The following is a 19,052-nucleotide window of genomic DNA, read 5'->3' as shown; positions in this document are numbered from 1 at the left end:
CTCCTTTTTTCTAATAAGAGGAAGTGTAGGAATATGAAAAAGCTAGGCAATCTATTAATACTCTTCGGCATGGTGTTATTGATATTTGTCATTTATGCAAAAGTGCAAACCTATATGGAACAAAAAAAGTTAATTGATGAATACACATCACTTACGTTTACGGGTAATTCTGCTGACGAGAGTATTGAAAAGCTCCAATCTGCTAAAAAAGGTGATACAATAGGAATTTTACAAATTCCAAAGATTGATTTAGAAACGCCAATTGTTGAAGGAGCAGATATAGAGGATATAAAATTTGCTGTTGGTCATCTTCCGGCAAGCGGGAAAACGAATGATCTAGGAAAGGTAAATCATAACTTTGTCATAGCAGGCCATCGTTCTTATATATATGGTAAATATTTTAACCGTTTAGATGAATTACAAATCGATAATGAAATTTTAATCAGTATAGGAAATAAGGAATACACCTATAAAATAAAGGACAAAAAAATAGTTGAGCCTACTGATGTAGACGTGATTAAACCAATGAAAGATAAATCGCTTGTTACTCTTATCACCTGTCATCCGAAAAATTCAGATAAGCAAAGGCTGATTGTTTATGGTGAATTCGTTTCTGAAAGGACATTTGATGGTCATGAGATAGCGGAAAAGCTAAATGAGTAAAATATCACCAGAATGGTGGTATTTTTTATTATAATTCGCCCAAGTATTATAGAATAACTTTGAAAATTATTCCAATATATGTAATTTCATCTCCTCCTAAACCACTACTATTTCAAAAACAGTGATATTTTACTATGTTTTTTCAAAATTACAAACAATTTTATTCGGATGGAAAAATAAATTTTATATAAAATAGAATATCCCTATATTGTTACAGATCTTTTTACCTAGATAAATATCTCGATTTAAAGGTTTTGTGTGAAAAAAGTAGTGGTCCGTATAGCGCTATCATTTTAGGTGATTTGACGAAACCTTACAGCAGGTGGTAGATATAAGTATGTTAATACTACCAGTATAGCGAAAACATATATTGGTATATTGTCTTTAAAAATTAGGGGCATAAAAATCAAATTACAATATGCAGACAGTCATGTTACATACTAAATAACTACCGTGGGAGAGAAGATTCAGGATGTTAGAGTCAAAAAGAAGAGCGGCCATATTTTTAATTCTTGCCTTTTTGTTAGCAGTTGTTGCCGGATTCTTAGTGTTTCAAAAGGTTAGGGATCTGAATTCTGAATTAGGCGGAATGACTAAAATTTATGTTGCAAAGGGAGATATTCCTGTAAGAACCCTAATCCAGGAGAACCAGATTACGACGATGGAGATTCCTAATAAATTTGTGAATAAGAAACAGCATATCACCAAAAAGGAGGATTTGTTGAATTCTGTTTCGGTTGTACCTTTAGCAAAGGAAGATGTCATAACAAAGAATATGCTAAAGCCGGCTACGAATCTACAAAATGAAAATAATCGATTAGTAGCTTTATATCCTTCCGAAAAAATTCAATTTGATCAGGTTGTATCTCCTTTAGATCGGGTGGATATTATTGTTTCTACCGAAACCGATGGACAGCCAACTACAGAAATCTTTATGAGAGATGTACCGGTAGCATGGGCTGACGGGGATAAGCCAGAAGATTTTGCTGGCGCAGCTCTTGAGGTGAGTATTGAGGATGCAGCCAAATTAATTCATGTACAAAACTATGCTGATAAAGTTCGGATCCTAAAAGCAAATGTAGGAAAAGAAGAGGCAGTAGACCCTGCAACGGAACAACAGCAGCCAGCTGCAGTCGAACAGCCTGCTGCGCCGGCTGAAACAGCAGTGCCGCCGGTAGATCCTGCAGATACTTCTTTGCAAACCCAAGAAGCACCTGTTCAATAAGCGGATAGATCTTACATCAGAATGAAGAGGGATACTATGGAGTCAAATCTTAAAATCTTATTAGTTAGTGACGATGAAGTCATTCATAATCAAATTTTAAATAGTATTTCAGGCAGCTATTCCGTTCAGCTCATTCAAACGGATGATGTTGTTCGCGAAGTGAATCGGGATATTCAGGATATTGTTATCTTTGTACAGCCTGATAAGGATGTGGCAGTTGAAAGTATTCAAAATGTTAAATCCATCAGTCCAGCTACCTTGATTATTTATATATCAAAGGGATCCGATTTTACACAGCTGAGAAATATTACAAAAGCGGGAGCTACGGAGTTTTTTGTGTATCCGGAAGAGCATTCCTTATTTATGAGCCGGGTTCCGGCTATTTTTCAAAACTATGAAAATAATAAGCTGAAAAAGGATCAATCCCTTCAATCGTTTACAAGAGGGAGAGGCCAAATCTTTACTTTATTCAGCGGGAACGGAGGCAGCGGGAAATCAAGTCTTGCTGCAACCCTAGCACAAACCATTAAGGTAGAAACAACTGCAGAAGTGATTTTAATTGATTTAAATCTACAGTTTGGTGGAATTGAAACCATTTTGTCAATTGAATCTAATCGTTCCATTGCAGATTTAACACCTGTCATTAATGAATTAAATGAAAGTCATATTCGAAATGTAGCCCAAAAAATTGATTCGTCAAAGCTAGATGTTCTTATTAGTCCTTGCGATGCAGAAGCAGCCGAAACGATTACAGAGGAATTTATTGCGAAGTTACTCCGAACATGCAGAAGAAGCTTTGACTTTGTCATTGTCGATTTACCCTCATATATCAATCACCATGTTGTAACTGCGTTGGAAGAGTCTGATCGTATTTTCTATATCCTAACTCCAGATACACCGTCACTTAAGGTGTTAAAGCAATTTGAAGAGCTTGCAGTCAGATTGGGAATTGAACTCCCTTCTAGAACGTCGGTTATCTTAAATAAAATCGGTAAAGAAAACGAAATTCAGGAAAAAGATGTGAAGCATGTTCTGAGATTTCCAATTGCAGCTACTGTCCGTTTGGACCATAAGGGATTACAGCCATATATCAATAAAGGGGAACCCATACGAAAAATGGCAAAGGAGAGAAGGCTGATTCCATTTGCAAAAGATGTGAAAAAATGGGGTCTTTCTGTACTGAATTAGGAGGATTAGCAAATGGCATCCTTATTTGATAAACGAAAAGAAAAAGTCAGCACGTCGAAGCTGCAATCCTATCAATATGAAAATCACCTGGTAGATGATTTGGTCGAGCATTACAAAGCAAGGCTGCTACGGGACACAAACCTAGAGGCATTGACCAAGCTTTCCCAAGGTGAAATGAGACTGAGTATTGAACAATATGTCAGCCAATTTATGGCGGAGGAAAAGGTTATTATCTCTCGTCATGATAAAGAGATATTAATTACCCGTATTTTGGATGAATCAGTCGGCTATGGTCCGCTTGAGCCATTAATCAATGATCCGTCCATAACAGAGGTTTTAGTGAATGGTTTCAATGAAGTATATGTCGAGCGGTTAGGTAAGCTAGAACTATCGGATATAACGTTTCGGGATGATGATCATGTTAGACATATCGTAGATCGGATTGTGGCGCCGATTGGACGTAGAATTGATGAAAGTTCACCGATGGTTGATGCACGCTTACCAGATGGGAGCCGTGTAAATGCAGTAATCCCACCAATCAGTTTAAATGGTACGCTGCTATCAATTCGAAAGTTCAGGAAGGATCCCTTCAAAATGGAGAATTTGATCCAGTTTGATTCGCTTAGCTCTGCTATGGGTGAGTTCTTAGATGGAATTGTAAAGGCAAAAATGAATACCCTCATTTCGGGCGGAACAGGAAGCGGGAAAACGACAATCTTGAATGTATTGGCTGCTTCCATCCCTCTTGGTGAAAGAGTTGTTACAATTGAGGACTCGGCGGAGCTGCGCCTGAATCGTCCAAATGTCGCTGGACTTGAGGCAAGACCGGCAAACGTCGAAGGCAGCGGGGAAGTATCCATCAGACAGCTTGTGAAAAATGCCCTGCGTATGAGACCGGATCGTATTATTGTCGGTGAGGTCCGAAGCGGGGAGGCCTTTGATATGCTTCAGGCCATGAATACAGGACATGAAGGGTCATTAACCACCGTCCATGCCAACTCTCCGGATGATGCCTTACGCCGTGTCGAGGCAATGGTCGTCATGGCAGGGATGGAGCTCCCAAGTCATATTGTCAGGGAATATATTGTCGGCGCACTCGACATTATTATTCAGGCAACCCGGTTAACGGACGGGACAAGAAAAATTGTTTCCATCTCAGAGGTGGTCAAGAAAGACGACGGCTCGCATGATGTAAAGGAAATTTTTCATTTTAAACGAACGGCCATGAAAGCCGACGGAACCATTACCGGTTATTTTACTCCTACCGGATATATCCCGAAATGTCTGGAGAAATTAAAGGTTTTTGGGATATCTATACCTGAGCACAAGTTTACCCCCTTGCATGAGGAGGTATACCAATGATCATATTCGTTGTTTCTACGCTCGCTTTTTTCTCACTGATTATTTCCGTTTATTATATCTTAGGCTTTCGTAAGGAAAAACGGGAATGGAGAAAAAACCTTTATGATTTCTATCATGATGGAAAAAAACGTAAAAGTGTCATTGTGCTGTTAGGGGATCGCTTTGACCGCACAGAATATGCAGCGCCAATTTACGAAAAATTACGGACGGCAAACATTCCTTTTACACCATCTGAGTATATCGGTGCCCTGTTTGTTTCGTATATGGGAATCATCATTTTTTTACAAAACTTCTTCAGTATCAAGTATCCGATTAATCTGCTCATTGCAGGCTTAGTTTTAGAAGGAGGCAAGCGATTAATCTTCCTTTTACGAAAAAACCTAATGAAGCAGCGGATGATTGAACAGCTGCCTGAAATCTGCCGATTGTTGGCAAATGCTACACGTTCAGGGATGACGTTGACGCAGGGCATCAATCTAGTTGCCCAGGAAGTAAGCGAACCGGCAAGAGGCGAATTCAAACGGCTTGCACAGGAGATTGCTCTGGGAATTGACTTCAATAGAGCATTAAAATCAATGGAAAAAAGGATTACGAGCAAGGAATTTCAATTATTTGTTGCCACCTTGGTTATTCAAAAAAAGGCAGGCGGAAATTTATATTCCGTGCTGGATGAAATGGGACAGACATTGGAAGAAAGAAAAATATTGCAGCAGGAAATCAAAACTATGACAGCTGAACAAAGGTATGTAGCTTATATCGTCCCTGTCATTCCTATTTTCCTAGTCTTAATGATGAATAATGTGATCGACGGCTTTTTAGATCCATTATTTTCTGGATTGGGCATTATTCTTCTCATCCTTTTCTTGGCTGGAACCGTATTGACCTTTATTCTTGTTCGAAAAGTAACAAACATTAGGGTGTGAAAACATGGATGGAATGGTAGTCATTGTTGTATGCTTATGTCTTTTGTTTCTAGCCCTTTCATTGAGAAGCTATTATAGGTTTTTTATTCTAAAGCAGGAATTAAAGGAAGAGGTAAAGGAAAAGGCATATGTCTACAATGCTTTTGAAAAAAAGGTAACAAGAAGAGAGAAGACCATCTCAAGAATATTGGAATATGCAGATGATTTTTCTGTTATTGGGCAGCGTATTAATTTTTTTAGTGAAAACCATGAAATAAAAAAGAAATTAATGCAGGCAGGCTTTCCATATAACTTAACGTTAGAAAGATTTCAAGGCTTAAAAATGTTTCTTCTGATTGTGGGATTCATCATTGGAGGAATTTCATTCGTACTACGTTTGCCATATGCAGAAGTAGCCGTCCTTCTTTATCCGATTGCCGGTTATATGGGGGCCATTCTCTGGCTGAATCGAAAGGCAAAACAGCGCCAGGAGGAATTAACGTTCCAGCTTCCCGATTTCCTCGACACGATGAGTGTTACGTTACAGGCGGGAGTAGGATTAGATCAGGCTCTAAGGGATATCGTTCCTTATTTTGAAGGGCCGATTAAAGATGAATTTGGGCGTTTTATTCAGGAAACTGATGTTGGTGTGCCAAGAGGAAATGCCTATCAGTCGTTGTTGGAACGGAATGAAAGTAAAGAATTCCAAATGCTAATCAAATCACTCATCCAAGGAGAACGCTTGGGTGTTCCGATATCAAGAACCTTTAAGCATCAGGCTGAAGAAATGAGAAAGATAAAAAAAGAAAAAATCAAAGAGCAGGCAGCAAAAGCCTCGCCAAAGGTGACATTAATAACGACCTTTATCGTTATGCCATCCGCCCTACTTCTTATCGGCGGCTTAATGGCTATCAATATGTTCAAAGACAATAGTGGGTTATTTGATTTATTTAAATAAAAAAACAAAGGGAGAGAAAACAATGAAATCTTTATTAATCAAAGCATGGCTGAAAGCAACAGTACCAGTAAAAAACGAAAAGGGAGCGCAGTCATTAGAATGGCTTGGTTTAGCGGCCCTTTTGATTTTAGTATTAGGGATTATTTCAACAGCTGTAGAAGGGCAAAAGGATGGAATTGGGGATGTAATTGAAAAAATTATTACAAAAATAACTGGAATGGTTGGTTAATTTAAGGGGCGTTAAGCCCTTTTTCCATAAGGAGTGATTAAATGAAGCTGTTTTCTAAGTTATTCCTTCTCATAAGTATTATTTTATTTATTTCTGCCTGCGGTAAGGAGGAGCAGCCGGCCAATGAGAATGAAAAGGACCAGGCTGTAGAACAAACGGAGCAGAAGGACACTGAAAAAGTCAAAGAAATAAAAGCGAAAGAAGAAACTATGGAAGTGGATCCTCTTCCGACTACATATGAAGAATTGGCGAAGCTTCCTGTTGGAAAGCTGGTTGATTTTAACCCGGACATTTCGAATCCAGAAAAGACACTGGAGGCTTTCAAGGATCTGCCTACTCTTTCATCAAATCCTTCACAAAAGGAACTGGATTATTTTTACCGCGAATTACTTAAGCTTGTCCAGGATGAGTTTAAGGGACCTGAGGATTTGATGAAGGAAATGCGTTTCCAGGCTATAGGAAGCCCTGAAATGGAAGATTCACGTTATCAGTTCAAGGAAAATTTAAACGTCGAGATCATTTTAGATGCTTCAGGAAGTATGGCTCAATCCATCGACGGTAAAACAAAAATGGAAATCGCTAAAGAAACCATTACTAACTTTGTCAGCGAGCTACCTGAAGGTGCGAAGGTCGGTCTTCGTGTCTATGGTCATACTGGAAGTAACGCGGATAGTGATATGAAGCTTTCCTGCAGCAGAAGTGATATCGTATATGACATTTCGCCAATGGACGGAGCACCATTTCAAACAGCACTTGATTCGGTTCAGCCAACCGGCTGGACTCCAACAGGACTTGCTCTACGAGAGGCAAAAAAGGATTTAGAGGCATTTGACGGACAGGCAAATACAAACATTGTTTATCTAGTCAGTGATGGCGTATCGACGTGTAACGATAATCCGGTTCAAGCCGCCAAGGAGCTGTATGATTCCAATATTTCACCGATTGTGAATGTGATTGGCTTTGATGTTAATGCAGAAGGACAAAATGAATTAATTGAAATTGCCAATGCTACAGACGGCATCTATCAAAAGGTAAATGATGAGAGTGAATTAAAAAAAGAGTTTGATAGAATTTCAGATTTAGCTGAAACATGGAAGGACTGGAAGGAAAAGAATACGCAGGCACTAGAACGAAAGATGGTCCAAAATCAGCTTGATATTTTCGGCTATATAACCGATGAAGGGGCAAATGCAACGTTCGAGGGCAGTGAAATAGGATTAATCCTGTTTATTTTCAAGGAAAATGGAAAGATGGATGTTGAGTCCTATCGTTATTTAGATAAGGTAAATGACGAGTACCATGATTGGATCAATTCAGAAGTCGAGAAGTTTGAGACAGAATTAAAGAGCCTTAATAACAGCAGCTATGCTGAGGCAATAAAAGCTTTAGAAGAAAAATATCAGCAAAATACTCAATAAGCGAGGTGAGCGAAACAATTGTGGCAACGTATATTAAATAAGATAGCAGCACTATCCATGATTGCTATCTTACTAGTTTGGAATGTATTCCCTGTCTTTGCGTATGCTGGTGAGTTTATGAAACCAGGAAAAGCAATTACTCCTGGAAAAAGCTTTGCACCTGGTCAAGCGATTCAAGGCGGGCAGTTCATAGCCCCGGGCGAGGTGTACGAGCCTGGTGAAGCCTATGATCCGGGAAAGGCAGCTGTTTCAGGCCAGCCGATTCTACCAAAATCGCCATTAAACAATGGAGTGTTCATCATTCCAAACGCCACTGCACCGCTGCCAGGTTCAATACTGTGGCAGCTGAATGGCATGGAGCAGGGAAATGCTCTGCAGGGGGGAGCTCCTGTTAACGGAGGAAACGGTGTTTCAAACGGCAAAGGTCCTAACGGTGGACAAGTAATGGATACCGGAAAAGGTCCGAATGGGGGACAAGCAGCCGATGCCGGTAAAGGTCTGAATGGAGGGCAAGCAGCTGATGCTGGTGAAGGCCCGAATGGAGGAAAGGCAGCAGATACCGGTGATGGTACAGACGGAGGAAAGGCGACAGAGTCCGGCAAAGCAACAGATGCCGGCGATGCTCCAGATGGAGGAGAAGCGGAAGAGGAAAAGACACCCTCCCTGCTAAATACTCTCGTCAAAACAACAGACGGGGAAAGAGGCTGGTTCAGCCATGTAACAGGTATCTTTGATGATTTTAAAACCTATGGTCTTGGATTTCTAAACCGTGATGTTGCAGGTGCAGCCCTATCTATGATGGCAGGCTTTAAAATTGAAAAGATTGCCGGGACGACAGATGGCTATAAGGTAACAGGTCAGAAAAACTCTAAGTTATTTGATAGTCTTTACCAACGGTATAAGGGCTATGATGTTAATGGCAGTGACAGGTCGCTTGGAACTCATACAAAGCGCATTAAAGAGAGTACGTTTAACCAATTTCTGCAAAGTAAAGAGTTAAGACCAAAAGGTATGAAGCTATCAACCTTTGTTGCCAACTCAATTAAATCCGGTGTGATAGACGGCTGGAGTCCGTTCACGAAAAAAATCTTCACCTCACCAATCAAGAGCTTTAAGGATCGAAGTTTGTTTAATAAAGCGTTCATTTCAAAGAGCAATATGATAAAAATGAACGGACCGCTTAATTATGCAATGGCTGCAGCAGGGACACTTTGGGATTACAGCCCAGAAGGGAATAATAGTAAAAAGGGCTATTTTTCTTCTGACTTTTTCACGGATTTATCAACAGAGGTTGCGATTGGAGTAGGCTCAACAGCCATTGGAAGTATCGCATCAAGTGTGGCAACTGGAATGGTAGCCGGATCTGTAGTGCCTGGTCTAGGAACGGTTGCAGGTGCTGCAGCAGGATTATTAGCCGGCTTAGGTACCGCTGTGTTTATAAATCGAACAAGTCTGGGAAAAGGTATAAAGAACGGGATAAAAAGTGGATTCAAATTTGTCTACAGCAACATTGGCAAGGGCTTGGGAAAGGTAGGAGGGCTGATTGGAATTGGAAAGTGAGCAAAGGTTTAAGTTTTTCGAAGGCAATGGACTAGGTGTGTTAATCAGCTCCGTTATATTTGGCTTCTTCGGCAGCGCGATTCCGGATTGGTCCTTTGGTATTTTATTATTAAACTTGATTATTACGATCATTTCGCTTGGCTTGTCTAGATACTGGTATCAATCAGTTAAAAGTACAATCAGATATAACTCCTTAACCAGCTTTATCATGCTGATTACAATGGGAGTATATATGGCTGAACCCATCCTTCGACTATCATTTGGCACGCTTGTATTTTGGCCGTTTCTATTGCTGTATTTAGTGGTAATTGGCTATGCGTTGTTTAAACGGGAAATGATTTTTCAGGCTTTTCATAGGCCTGGAAAATCTAAGATTGTCTTTGGCTCGTATCTATTTGTTATCATTCTCATCATCATCAGTGCTTTTTCATTTCGAAATGGCCAGGAATTAATCCTGATGCAGCTGTTAGATGATCAAGAAGGGGTATTCTTTTTTACGGTTATTATGTATCTTGGTGGATTATTCTTATCATTTCTTTCGTTTGCACTTCTAAAAAAACCTGAAGATATTAAATAAAGATAATCGGGGGAAATCATGTTTCAGTTTATGGGGTTGTTAAAAACGTTGGGAGTAGTGATTTTTACATTTATTGCTGCTTCCTTTTTATTGGGGTTTTTCAATATAAATAATATCGCCATAACGGTGACGCTCTTATATATTTTTTGTTATATTCTAACGGGGTTTTTGGCGCCAATTTGGAACCCGAAAACCCCCTATATTGCCAGCTATATTGCCAGCCTGACTTTAACGGTTTTGAATTTACTCTTTGCCGTGCTCGTACTGGATATTATGGTATTTGCTGACCCGATGGATATTAACAGGGGGCTTGCGCGTAACACACTCTTGTCTCTTTTTGTAACATTCCTATGGGTGAAAATAGTGAAATGGAAACAGGGGAAAGAGCATGATTAGAGATATAAGTGATATTTTTAATAGAAATATAGTTACGATCCTATTAATCAGTCTAGTATTGGTCATACCTTTTACTTTTTTTATCTTTACTGCGATTCAATATTTTTATGTAATCGATACTGTTGAGATCGACAATTTGATTGCTCTTTTTCTCATCATCATCAATTTTACGGCATTATTCCCGCCCTTTTTCCATCTTGCATTAAAGGATTTACAGGATCATCCCTGTCAATTCATTGATTTGGTAAAGGTGTTCTTTCGCAACTTTGGTTATATGTCCTTCATTACCATTCTCTTTTTTATGATTGGTGCACTTGGCTCCTTTTTTCTTTTTATCCCAACTGTCTTATCCATTATAGTCATCTTTCTCATTCCGCTTTTTACTGATAAAGGCAATATCCGTGAGGCTTTTAGAGGGATATGGAACATCATGAAAAAAGAGCATATTTTCATTTTGTTAGATATTTTTATTGTTTTGTCATTAAATCTGTTAATCTGGTCGGGTTCACTGTATCTATTAGCTAATTTTGAAAATAATAGTTTGGTATATATAACCGTACGTGTTTTATTGAATGCAATATGTTTACCGCTGATTTATTTTTATTTAACCATTAAATATCGAGATGATTTGGGTGAAGGGTATGGAAAGTAAGACAATGGAACCGCAATTCAAAACGGTAAATCTAGCAGTCGTGATTATCTTATCTATTGTGACATTAGGTGTTTACCTTGGATATTGGTTTTTAAAAGAACGCAATACATTGAAACTGATGGAAAAGGGAAGGGTCATTCCAATCAAGCTTTGGTGGCTGTTTACGATTCTTCTGGCTCTTTCCTTCATCTATCATTTTCTCGGTCCCATTCTGTTAACACCATATGGGGATGCTGTATTTACTTCTTTTGATATGATTATGTCATATTATTTTCTTGGATTACTGTATTATTCCGTTTTTAGAATGAGGGACATCCTACAGGAGGAATACGAAGACGTTACGTTTAACCCATGGCTCTTAGTTCTTTTTCATGTTTGGTACCTTCAATATAAATTGAATCGATTGGAGGGAAAGAAGAATGACAGGCAGAATACAAAGGAAGCATTTTCGCAATGAGAAGGGCGCTATCAGCTTTGAGTTCTTAGGGATTTTACCCTTTTTCTTCATGTTTTTTCTCCTGCTATGGCAGGTTGTCGGCACCGGATATGCTATTTTTACAGCAAAAACTGCTGTTAATGATGCGGCTAAAACCTTTGCTGCAACAAATGACATCTATGATTCGATTGAAGCGGCAAAGGAGACAATAGGAAGCAGCTCGGTGATTAAATATAAAGCATTAGTCCCGCAATATTCAGCAAATGGTGATTTTACATTAGTGCTACATACTAATCACTATTTAACCTTCCTTCCGGATAAATGGAAGCAGGAGGCTGCGATTAGTATTGAGCAGGAGGCCCATGGCAAGGTGCTGCTGTCGCCATGAGGTTTGTCAAAAACGAAAACGGGAACGCGGCTATCTTTATGCTTTGGCTGCTGGGAATTGTCGCAATTATTTTTGTCATTACCGTCAATATAATCAAAGTCTACGTGGTGAAGGAGCAGGCCAATCTCGCTGTTGAGCAGGCGGCACTGGCAGGTACGGCTGTACTGTTAGACAAAACAAGAGAGGCCGTGAATGAGTTTGATACACGTCCTACAGTAGACCCGTTGTATATAGCTGATAGAGAGGTTCAGAAGGTAACGGATTCAGGCAAGAGTGTTGGGGACTTAATTGAAGAAGAGAAAGAGAAATACCTAGCCAGAGGGATGGACGAAGGGGATGCGTATATTAAAGCAGCAAACAAAATCCTGCCTCCAAGGGTAAATGGCCATCCTTTTTTAAAAAAAGAATTGAAAAATAGCCTTGGTTTATCTACCTCTGATGTACCATATCTATTTTCTTCAGCCGTACTGGAGACGATTGATCAAAATCAGGCCAAAACGGAAAAGACGGAAGTGGAACTGTCTAGAGAAGATTGGCGTGTTGAGGTAAAGTCTGTTGTTCAATACGAATCCATTTCAGATCAAAAATTCATTACGTCATTTTTAAGTGACATCCCGCAAATCGGGTACGGTCCGACTCTCACCTATTTAGAAAATGTTTACAACTAATCTAAAAAACGACATGGATTTAGTAAAAATATTACGATTTACCGTCTATTTTTCAGTTATTTTAAACAATTGACTCGATAATGTAATACTCCTGTAATCAAAATAACCCCTTTCGTATGTTATAAATAATAATAAGAAAGGGGTTGTCTTATGCGTTTCTTTAAAAAAATCGTTGCCGCATCATTAACAAGTGTTATCTTACTATCGACAACGATTATGGCAAATGCAGAAACAAGTCAAGTACATAGTGAGGCTCAATTACAGGAGAATGCTGCATTAATTGAGCAAAAACAAGCTGAAAAAGAAGGTCTATTAACAAAGGTTAATAGTTTACAGACTGAATTACAAACATTAGAGAATAATATTTCAAGTAATAAAGAAGAAATGACTGCTATAGAACAAAAAATTTCTGAAATAAAACAAACGATTGAAAAGAAAAAAGAAGAAATTGTTGTATTAGAGGATAAGGTGCTTGCGCGAAAAGGGGTTATGGAAGAACGCCTTGTTTCCATGCAGCATAATGATCAAGCAAGCTTAGTGATTGAAATTCTAGTAAACTCTGATTCCTTGTCAGAGCTTGTACAGCGTGCAACAGCTGTAACGACAATTTTAAGTGCAGATAAAAGTTTACTTGAACAGCAGAAGGAAGACTTGAAAAAGATTGAAAATGAGAAGGCTGCAATCGTTGAACAAGAAGATCTGCTGCAGGAACAATATAAAACGCTTTCAACGAATCAAGCTGCTTTAGAGGCAAACCTGCAAAAAAGACAAGAGGTTTTGTCATCGGTACAGGAACAATATAATTCTGTAGTTAGTACCATCACACTGGCAGAGGAAGAAAATGCGGCGATTCAAGCCCAAATAGATCAGGCTAAGGCAAGATTGGCGAATGAACAGCAGGAAGCGGCAGCAAGAGCTACGACTATTACACAGCAGGCTGAAGCAACACAAGCTCCAGCAGCTCCAGCTCCTAAAGCATCTAATACAAATTCAACAAGCAGCACAAACAGCGGGAAAGAGATTTATGTTTCAGCAACTGCTTATAGTCATGAGGGGTCTGCAACAGGACTTACAGCAACAGGCATAAATATTAAAGCAAATCCGAATATGAAATTAATTGCTGTTGATCCTTCTGTTATTCCGTTAGGATCAAGGGTATGGGTAGAAGGCTATGGTGAGGCCATTGCAGGTGACACCGGCGGAGCCATTAAAGGCCATAAAATTGATGTACTGATGCCATCAACTGCCGCATGCTTATCATGGGGAAGAAAAACGGTTAAGGTAGTCATCTTAAATTAATAGAAGAGAAGGCTTGAATTGCAGTACGAATTGGTATTGTGATTCAGGCCTTTTTATATTTGGCGAATGGGGATTATGAAGGAGAAAATTCGGTTCATGGAAAACTATATTGTCCTTCATAAGGGCTATGAAGGACAAAATCCGGTTTAGGCAAAAACAAACTGTCCTTCATAAGGGCTCTGAAGGACAAAATCCAGTTCATGAAAAAGCAAACTGTCCTTCATAAGGGTTCTGAAGGACAAAATTCCGTTCATGGAAAAGCAGACTGTCCTTCATAGGGGCTCTGAAGGACAAAATTCCGTTCATGGAAAAGCAGACTGTCCTTCATAGGGGCTCTGAAGGACAAAATCCAGTTCATGAAAAAGCAAACTGTCCTTCATAAAGGTTCTGAAGGACAAAATCCAGTTCATGAAAAAGCAAACTGTCCTTCATAAAGGTTCTGAAGGACAAAATCAAGTTCATGAAAAAGCAAACTGTCCTTCATAAGGGTTCTGAAGGACAAAATTCCGTTCACGGAAAAGCAGACTGTCCTTCATAAGGGTTCTGAAGGACAAAATTCCGTTCATGGAAAAGCAGACTGTCCTTCATCAGAAAGCGAAAAAGAGTCAGCACCTTATTTTTTGCAATTATTTTACAAAAATATTAAACTATAGATAGATAAAATTGACAGAATAGAATGAAATTATATTAAAGTGTGAATTTATATAGAATACCTTATGAATTAGGGAATGGATATGCATTATTACTTAGACAAGGGTGGGAGGAGAGAGCGTGGTGAATGAAGTCATGAATCCAATTGTAGAGAGGATATTATACAATATCGAAAAAGTAATGATTGGAAAGCGTAACGTAGCAGAATTGAGCTTAGTTGCCTTACTGGCAGAGGGGCATGTCTTACTGGAGGATGTCCCGGGTGTAGGAAAAACAATGATGGTACGGGCTCTAGCGAAATCCGTAGGGGCAAATTTCAAGCGAATCCAATTTACGCCGGATTTACTGCCTTCGGACGTTACAGGCGTGTCAATCTATAACCCAAAGGAAATGGAATTTCAATTTATTCCAGGTCCGTTGATGGCCAATATTATTTTGGCTGATGAGATTAACCGAACTTCACCGAAAACGCAATCTGCCCTTTTAGAAGCAATGGAGGAAGCGAGTATTACGATTGACGGGGTAACACATAGGTTAGAAAAACCGTTCTTTGTTATGGCAACGCAGAATCCAACTGACTATGAAGGGACCTACCCGCTGCCGGAAGCACAGCTTGACCGTTTTCTATTAAAAATGCGAATGGGCTACCCCGATCAGGATGAAGAAATAGAAGTTTTAAATCGGGTGCAGCAGAAGTCTCCAATCGAGGACATTACGCCGGTGATTGGCCTGCAGGAATTACGCAGTCTGCAAAGTCAAATCAAGGATGTCTATGTGAATGAATCAATGAAACGCTATATTGTGGAGATTGCCAACCTAACTAGAAACCATGAAAAGGTATATATGGGAGTCAGTCCGCGGGGGTCGATTGCTATAATGAAGGCTGCCCAGGCTTACGCATTTATGTACGGAAGAGAATATGTACTGCCTGATGATATACAGTTCTTGGTACCCGCTGTATTTACGCACAGAATCATTCTTAAGTCTGAAGCTCGATTTACAGGAGTTTCAACTGAAGATCTGTTAAAGGAAATGATGGAGACTATACCTGTTCCGGTTCAGAGGGTGGTATAAAATGGGTGACACCTTCCGGTTGGTGAAATATTTCTGGAAGCTCTTCACGTTGCTTTTATTAATGATCATTACGTTTTCGTACGCTATGTTCCAAGGCGGATTTGTCAGTTGGTTTTTACTATACAGCTTTGTCCCTTTTTCCCTCTATGCCTTACTGCTTGCTTTCTATTCTTTAGAGGATTTTACCGTTGAAAGAAGTCTGACAAGATGGGATTACTACGCAAATGAAGCGCTGACAGTGAAAGTAACCTTAAAAAGAAATAAACCGTTCCCCCTCTTATTTTTAATAGTAGAGGACTGCCTAGGTGAATCGCTGGAAAATGCAGCCCATGAAAATCAGCATAAAGTATTTCTTTTTCCTGGTTTTCGAAAAGTAATAACGTATGAGTATCAGATTGCCAGCCTGCCTAGAGGAGAGCATGAATTACAGGCGGTAAGACTTTTTACAAGCGACCTGCTTGGTTTAATAGAAAAAGAGAAGCATCTAAAGTTAAAGGAGAGCATATTAGTTCACCCTGCCTATGAAAAATTGATTTTTGAGTCGGGAAATTATTATGAACAGGGAATAAGGGCATCGAATAATCGGATCCAACGAGAGGCGTCTATGGTAGCAGGGATTCGCGAATACCAACCAGGTGATAGATTCTCCTGGATTAACTGGAAAGCTTCTGCAAGGCGCAATGGAATGGTTACAAAGGAATTTGAACAGCTTCAGTCAGATGACATGCTCCTCATAATGGATTGTACGAAGGACCACCGGTTTGAAACGATTGTTTCGTTTACAGCATCGCTTGGTCAGGCAATCCTTCAGACAGATGCACATGTCGGCTTTTTAGCTGTGGGAGTTGAGAGGGCAGCCATTCCGTTACATAGCGGGGCAGATGGAAGACAGATGCTGTTTTATTATTTGGCTAAGGCGAAGGATGATTCGCCTATCCCATTTGACCGGGTGCTTAGTACGGACAGCTTCCTACAACAGCAGCAAATCAGCTATGTGCTTGTGACAGCTAAACTAACCTCCTCTCTTATTGAGTCAGCAAGTAAATTTACGGCAAGAAGGTTTCCTGTGACGATTTTTGTTATAAAGGACTTAGGGGAAGCCATTGCTTCAGCTGAACTAGCACTAAAATCTAGAGCAAAAAACTATGGAATAGAAATCACCTTTATCTATAAAGAACAATTTTCTGCAGGCCTGATGGGGGTGAGCAGAGGATGAAGCGATGGAAGGATGCTACTTCTTTATTACTATATAGTTTGGGGTTTCTCTTATTGCTGGAATGGATTTGGCCGATTAAAAGCCTATCGGAATCAGCAGAAATTAGTGTATTTCTATTGTTTATCCTTGTCTGTTTACTGCTTTTCTTTTTACGAGCTCCCATGTACGTGAGTATTTTAATAAAGGGGTCTGTCATTGTTTACTTTCTACATTTTCTTTATTTTAAAGGGAGTTTTTTTCAAGCAGATTGGATCCCTGCCTTTATTAATGACATTAAATTAAATTCAGTATATGTATTCAGTGGGAAATTAATGGAAGTATCACATCTATACAGAAGCTTATTCTTTTTTATTATTTTATGGATGATGGTGTACCTCCTGGAGTATTGGCTTTTTAGACGAAGGAAGATATTAATCTTTTTCTTTATGACGCTCGTATATGTCACTTTTCTTGATACGTTTACGCCCTATGATGCCAGCGGGGCTGTTGTTCGTATTGTTCTGGTTGGATTTTTGATTGTCGGTATCCTTACGTTTCTGCGTCATTTCAATAATGAAAAGCTGAAAACAGAAAACATTATGCTTCGTAAATGGGTGTTAGTTTTATCGATGATGGTTTTATGCAGTGCTTCTCTCGGATATATCCTTCCAAAGTCCCAACCAATTTGGCCTGATCCGGTACCGGCTCTTCAGGTATTCACTGGATTTGGATCGACGAAAAAGGTCGGCTATGGTGAGGATGATACCCAGTTAGGAGGTTCAATAGCCGGAGACTCTACAGTTGTTTTTCAAACAATCGTTGAATCCCCTCATTACTGGAAGGTTGAGACAAAGGATGTCTATACAGGTAAAGGATGGATTCAGTCTGAGGAAGACAAAAGGAACATTCCATTTTGGGGCAATAGTACGACACCTATTACGTCGTTTGTTGAAGGAAGTAATTATGAGCAATCAATCCTTAAAATAAGTACTGTACATCAAATAAAAGCGTATCCCCATCTTTTGTATCCTTTGGGTATAAAAAGGATTCAATCAGATAGAGGATATTCCTTTGAATTAGACCCATCAATAGAAAAAATCTACTCCTTTAATGGAGGCGAATCAGTACCACTTGAGAGCTATTCTGTAACATATGAAATTCCTTACTATACTGCTGATATGTTAAGAACCAATGTAACTGATTCTGCTGGTGTATCCTTTATGTCTCGGTACACACAACTGCCTGATCAACTCCCGTCACGAGTAAAAGAACTGGCAGCAAAGATAACAAAGGGGAAAACGAATAGATACGATCAAACGAAGGCAGTGGAGCAGTACTTTAAAACCGGTAGCTATTCCTACTCATTGACTGATGTAGCGGTTCCAAATGAGGATGAGGATTATGTCGATCAATTCTTGTTTGAGACGCTGCAGGGGTATTGTGATAACTTCTCTACCTCAATGGTTGTGTTATTACGTTCACTTGATATCCCGGCAAGGTGGGTGAAGGGGTATACAGAAGGTAGCTATACGGGCATGGAAGGTGATTTATATAAATATGAGATCACGAATAATAATGCCCATTCATGGGTTGAAGTGTATTTTTCGGAGGTAGGGTGGGTTCCGTTTGAGCCTACACCGGGATTTACCAATGAGGCTGCTGCTACTACCGAAGAAGGCGAGGAAAAGGATAACACCGAAGCAAATGTACAGCCGGAAGAGCAAGAAAAGGAGAAATTGGATGAACTAAACCAGAATGAAAATAGCCAGACGGAAAATAAGGCTGTTTCTTCTAATAGCATTGGGGATAATTTGAAAAAGATAGCTTCTGCTGGCTGGTTCTTGCTGATAGTGCTTGTCATATTGCTCTTACTCACGGTATATTATGCTTATCGCATTCGCAAAAAGTGGCTGCCGGCATTTTATATTAGGAAATACATGGGTTCCGATAAAGATGAACTCTTTATTTCTGCATATGCTTCACTTTTAAAGCAGCTGAAACGGATTGGTATGGAAAGAGATACCGGGCTGACATTAAGGGATTATGCAAAAGAGATTGATGAACGATATTCAACTACGGAAATGACTAGGTTAACGAGGAGGTATGAACAATACCTCTATGGAAATCAACTGCAAAAAGGTACTTGGAACGAAATGAAAGAATTATGGGAAAATTTAATAAAAAAGACAATAGCTTGACCTAAAAATTAAC

19 protein-coding genes are annotated in these 19,052 nt (G+C 39.5%); all 19 read left to right on the top strand.

All coding sequences use genetic code 11. The features are described from left to right. Nucleotides 1-33: 33 nt before the first annotated feature. The 19 genes from ACHUFV_RS24720 (at nucleotide 34) to ACHUFV_RS24630 (ending at nucleotide 19,039) form a co-directional block, all read left to right on the top strand. A complete protein-coding gene (locus ACHUFV_RS24720) occupies nucleotides 34-663 on the top strand; it encodes a class D sortase (RefSeq protein WP_394238888.1) in 630 nt (209 codons plus the stop codon). Nucleotides 664-1,135: 472 nt separating this feature from the next. After that, the gene (cpaB, locus tag ACHUFV_RS24715; protein WP_394238886.1) at nucleotides 1,136-1,888 is read left to right on the top strand and encodes a Flp pilus assembly protein CpaB; all 753 of its coding nucleotides are present in this window, start codon (nucleotides 1,136-1,138) and stop codon (nucleotides 1,886-1,888) included. Nucleotides 1,889-1,924: 36 nt separating this feature from the next. After that, nucleotides 1,925-3,076: an AAA family ATPase gene (locus tag ACHUFV_RS24710; RefSeq protein ID WP_394238884.1), complete on the top strand. Its 1,152-nt coding sequence runs from the start codon at nucleotides 1,925-1,927 to the stop codon at nucleotides 3,074-3,076. 12 nt (nucleotides 3,077-3,088) lie between these two features. Further along, the gene (locus ACHUFV_RS24705; RefSeq protein WP_394238883.1) at nucleotides 3,089-4,438 is read left to right on the top strand and encodes a CpaF family protein; all 1,350 of its coding nucleotides are present in this window, start codon (nucleotides 3,089-3,091) and stop codon (nucleotides 4,436-4,438) included. After that, complete coding sequence (locus tag ACHUFV_RS24700) at nucleotides 4,435-5,361, top strand: type II secretion system F family protein (protein ID WP_394238881.1); 927 nt, start codon at nucleotides 4,435-4,437, stop codon at nucleotides 5,359-5,361. The genes ACHUFV_RS24705 and ACHUFV_RS24700 overlap by 4 nt, the downstream gene beginning before the upstream one ends. A gap of 4 nt (nucleotides 5,362-5,365) precedes the next feature. Further along, the gene (locus ACHUFV_RS24695) at nucleotides 5,366-6,298 is read left to right on the top strand and encodes a type II secretion system F family protein (RefSeq protein ID WP_394238879.1); all 933 of its coding nucleotides are present in this window, start codon (nucleotides 5,366-5,368) and stop codon (nucleotides 6,296-6,298) included. 22 nt (nucleotides 6,299-6,320) lie between these two features. Then, nucleotides 6,321-6,527: a hypothetical protein gene (locus ACHUFV_RS24690; RefSeq protein ID WP_394238878.1), complete on the top strand. Its 207-nt coding sequence runs from the start codon at nucleotides 6,321-6,323 to the stop codon at nucleotides 6,525-6,527. Nucleotides 6,528-6,568: 41 nt separating this feature from the next. Next, the gene (locus tag ACHUFV_RS24685) at nucleotides 6,569-7,945 is read left to right on the top strand and encodes a vWA domain-containing protein (RefSeq protein WP_394238876.1); all 1,377 of its coding nucleotides are present in this window, start codon (nucleotides 6,569-6,571) and stop codon (nucleotides 7,943-7,945) included. A gap of 18 nt (nucleotides 7,946-7,963) precedes the next feature. Further along, entirely contained in the window at nucleotides 7,964-9,505 is a 1,542-nt protein-coding gene (locus ACHUFV_RS24680; protein ID WP_394238875.1) for an ICP22 family protein, read from the top strand. Continuing rightward, nucleotides 9,489-10,082, top strand: a complete 594-nt coding sequence (locus ACHUFV_RS24675; protein ID WP_394238873.1) for a hypothetical protein — start codon at nucleotides 9,489-9,491, stop codon at nucleotides 10,080-10,082. The genes ACHUFV_RS24680 and ACHUFV_RS24675 overlap by 17 nt, the downstream gene beginning before the upstream one ends. Before the next feature lie 18 nt (nucleotides 10,083-10,100). Continuing rightward, nucleotides 10,101-10,478, top strand: a complete 378-nt coding sequence (locus ACHUFV_RS24670; RefSeq protein ID WP_394238871.1) for a hypothetical protein — start codon at nucleotides 10,101-10,103, stop codon at nucleotides 10,476-10,478. Beyond that, nucleotides 10,471-11,130 (top strand): hypothetical protein, encoded by a 660-nt coding sequence (locus ACHUFV_RS24665; protein ID WP_394238869.1) that lies wholly within the window; start codon nucleotides 10,471-10,473, stop codon nucleotides 11,128-11,130. The genes ACHUFV_RS24670 and ACHUFV_RS24665 overlap by 8 nt, the downstream gene beginning before the upstream one ends. Then, entirely contained in the window at nucleotides 11,120-11,587 is a 468-nt protein-coding gene (locus tag ACHUFV_RS24660; RefSeq protein WP_394238867.1) for a hypothetical protein, read from the top strand. Before ACHUFV_RS24665 ends, ACHUFV_RS24660 begins: the two co-directional genes overlap by 11 nt. After that, nucleotides 11,550-11,954 carry a pilus assembly protein gene (locus ACHUFV_RS24655; RefSeq protein ID WP_394238865.1) on the top strand — a complete coding sequence of 135 codons (405 nt, stop codon included), beginning with the start codon at nucleotides 11,550-11,552 and terminating at the stop codon, nucleotides 11,952-11,954. Before ACHUFV_RS24660 ends, ACHUFV_RS24655 begins: the two co-directional genes overlap by 38 nt. Then, complete coding sequence (locus ACHUFV_RS24650; protein ID WP_394238863.1) at nucleotides 11,951-12,622, top strand: TadE/TadG family type IV pilus assembly protein; 672 nt, start codon at nucleotides 11,951-11,953, stop codon at nucleotides 12,620-12,622. Before ACHUFV_RS24655 ends, ACHUFV_RS24650 begins: the two co-directional genes overlap by 4 nt. A 150-nt stretch (nucleotides 12,623-12,772) precedes the next feature. Beyond that, entirely contained in the window at nucleotides 12,773-13,921 is a 1,149-nt protein-coding gene (locus ACHUFV_RS24645; protein ID WP_394238861.1) for a 3D domain-containing protein, read from the top strand. A gap of 786 nt (nucleotides 13,922-14,707) precedes the next feature. Beyond that, nucleotides 14,708-15,646: an AAA family ATPase gene (locus tag ACHUFV_RS24640; protein ID WP_394238946.1), complete on the top strand. Its 939-nt coding sequence runs from the start codon at nucleotides 14,708-14,710 to the stop codon at nucleotides 15,644-15,646. A 1-nt stretch (nucleotide 15,647) separates the two neighbouring features. Next, on the top strand, nucleotides 15,648-16,862 hold the full coding sequence (locus tag ACHUFV_RS24635) for a DUF58 domain-containing protein (protein WP_394238859.1): 1,215 nt from the start codon (nucleotides 15,648-15,650) through the stop codon (nucleotides 16,860-16,862). After that, nucleotides 16,859-19,039 carry a transglutaminase TgpA family protein gene (locus tag ACHUFV_RS24630; protein ID WP_394238857.1) on the top strand — a complete coding sequence of 727 codons (2,181 nt, stop codon included), beginning with the start codon at nucleotides 16,859-16,861 and terminating at the stop codon, nucleotides 19,037-19,039. The genes ACHUFV_RS24635 and ACHUFV_RS24630 overlap by 4 nt, the downstream gene beginning before the upstream one ends. Nucleotides 19,040-19,052: the final 13 nt, after the last annotated feature.

The sequence above is a fragment of the Niallia oryzisoli genome (assembly GCF_043641075.1).
Classification (GTDB): Bacteria; Bacillota; Bacilli; order Bacillales; family Cytobacillaceae; genus Bacillus_BD; species Bacillus_BD oryzisoli_A.
This window is presented reverse-complemented; position numbering and strand designations above follow the sequence as displayed.

What these genes read in the sequence shown, in the direction of transcription:
- ACHUFV_RS24705 (WP_394238883.1), top strand. Translation starts at nt 3,089, where the DNA reads ATGGCATCCTTATTTGATAAACGAAAAGAAAAAGTCAGCACGTCGAAG.
- ACHUFV_RS24710 (WP_394238884.1), top strand. Translation starts at nt 1,925, where the DNA reads ATGGAGTCAAATCTTAAAATCTTATTAGTTAGTGACGATGAAGTCATT.
- ACHUFV_RS24640 (WP_394238946.1), top strand. Translation starts at nt 14,708, where the DNA reads ATGAATCCAATTGTAGAGAGGATATTATACAATATCGAAAAAGTAATG.
- ACHUFV_RS24665 (WP_394238869.1), top strand. Translation starts at nt 10,471, where the DNA reads ATGATTAGAGATATAAGTGATATTTTTAATAGAAATATAGTTACGATC.
- ACHUFV_RS24650 (WP_394238863.1), top strand. Translation starts at nt 11,951, where the DNA reads ATGAGGTTTGTCAAAAACGAAAACGGGAACGCGGCTATCTTTATGCTT.
- ACHUFV_RS24630 (WP_394238857.1), top strand. Translation starts at nt 16,859, where the DNA reads ATGAAGCGATGGAAGGATGCTACTTCTTTATTACTATATAGTTTGGGG.
- ACHUFV_RS24690 (WP_394238878.1), top strand. Translation starts at nt 6,321, where the DNA reads ATGAAATCTTTATTAATCAAAGCATGGCTGAAAGCAACAGTACCAGTA.
- ACHUFV_RS24660 (WP_394238867.1), top strand. Translation starts at nt 11,120, where the DNA reads ATGGAAAGTAAGACAATGGAACCGCAATTCAAAACGGTAAATCTAGCA.
- ACHUFV_RS24685 (WP_394238876.1), top strand. Translation starts at nt 6,569, where the DNA reads ATGAAGCTGTTTTCTAAGTTATTCCTTCTCATAAGTATTATTTTATTT.
- ACHUFV_RS24635 (WP_394238859.1), top strand. Translation starts at nt 15,648, where the DNA reads ATGGGTGACACCTTCCGGTTGGTGAAATATTTCTGGAAGCTCTTCACG.
- ACHUFV_RS24655 (WP_394238865.1), top strand. Translation starts at nt 11,550, where the DNA reads ATGACAGGCAGAATACAAAGGAAGCATTTTCGCAATGAGAAGGGCGCT.
- ACHUFV_RS24720 (WP_394238888.1), top strand. Translation starts at nt 34, where the DNA reads ATGAAAAAGCTAGGCAATCTATTAATACTCTTCGGCATGGTGTTATTG.
- ACHUFV_RS24670 (WP_394238871.1), top strand. Translation starts at nt 10,101, where the DNA reads ATGTTTCAGTTTATGGGGTTGTTAAAAACGTTGGGAGTAGTGATTTTT.
- ACHUFV_RS24695 (WP_394238879.1), top strand. Translation starts at nt 5,366, where the DNA reads ATGGATGGAATGGTAGTCATTGTTGTATGCTTATGTCTTTTGTTTCTA.
- ACHUFV_RS24645 (WP_394238861.1), top strand. Translation starts at nt 12,773, where the DNA reads ATGCGTTTCTTTAAAAAAATCGTTGCCGCATCATTAACAAGTGTTATC.
- cpaB (WP_394238886.1), top strand. Translation starts at nt 1,136, where the DNA reads ATGTTAGAGTCAAAAAGAAGAGCGGCCATATTTTTAATTCTTGCCTTT.
- ACHUFV_RS24700 (WP_394238881.1), top strand. Translation starts at nt 4,435, where the DNA reads ATGATCATATTCGTTGTTTCTACGCTCGCTTTTTTCTCACTGATTATT.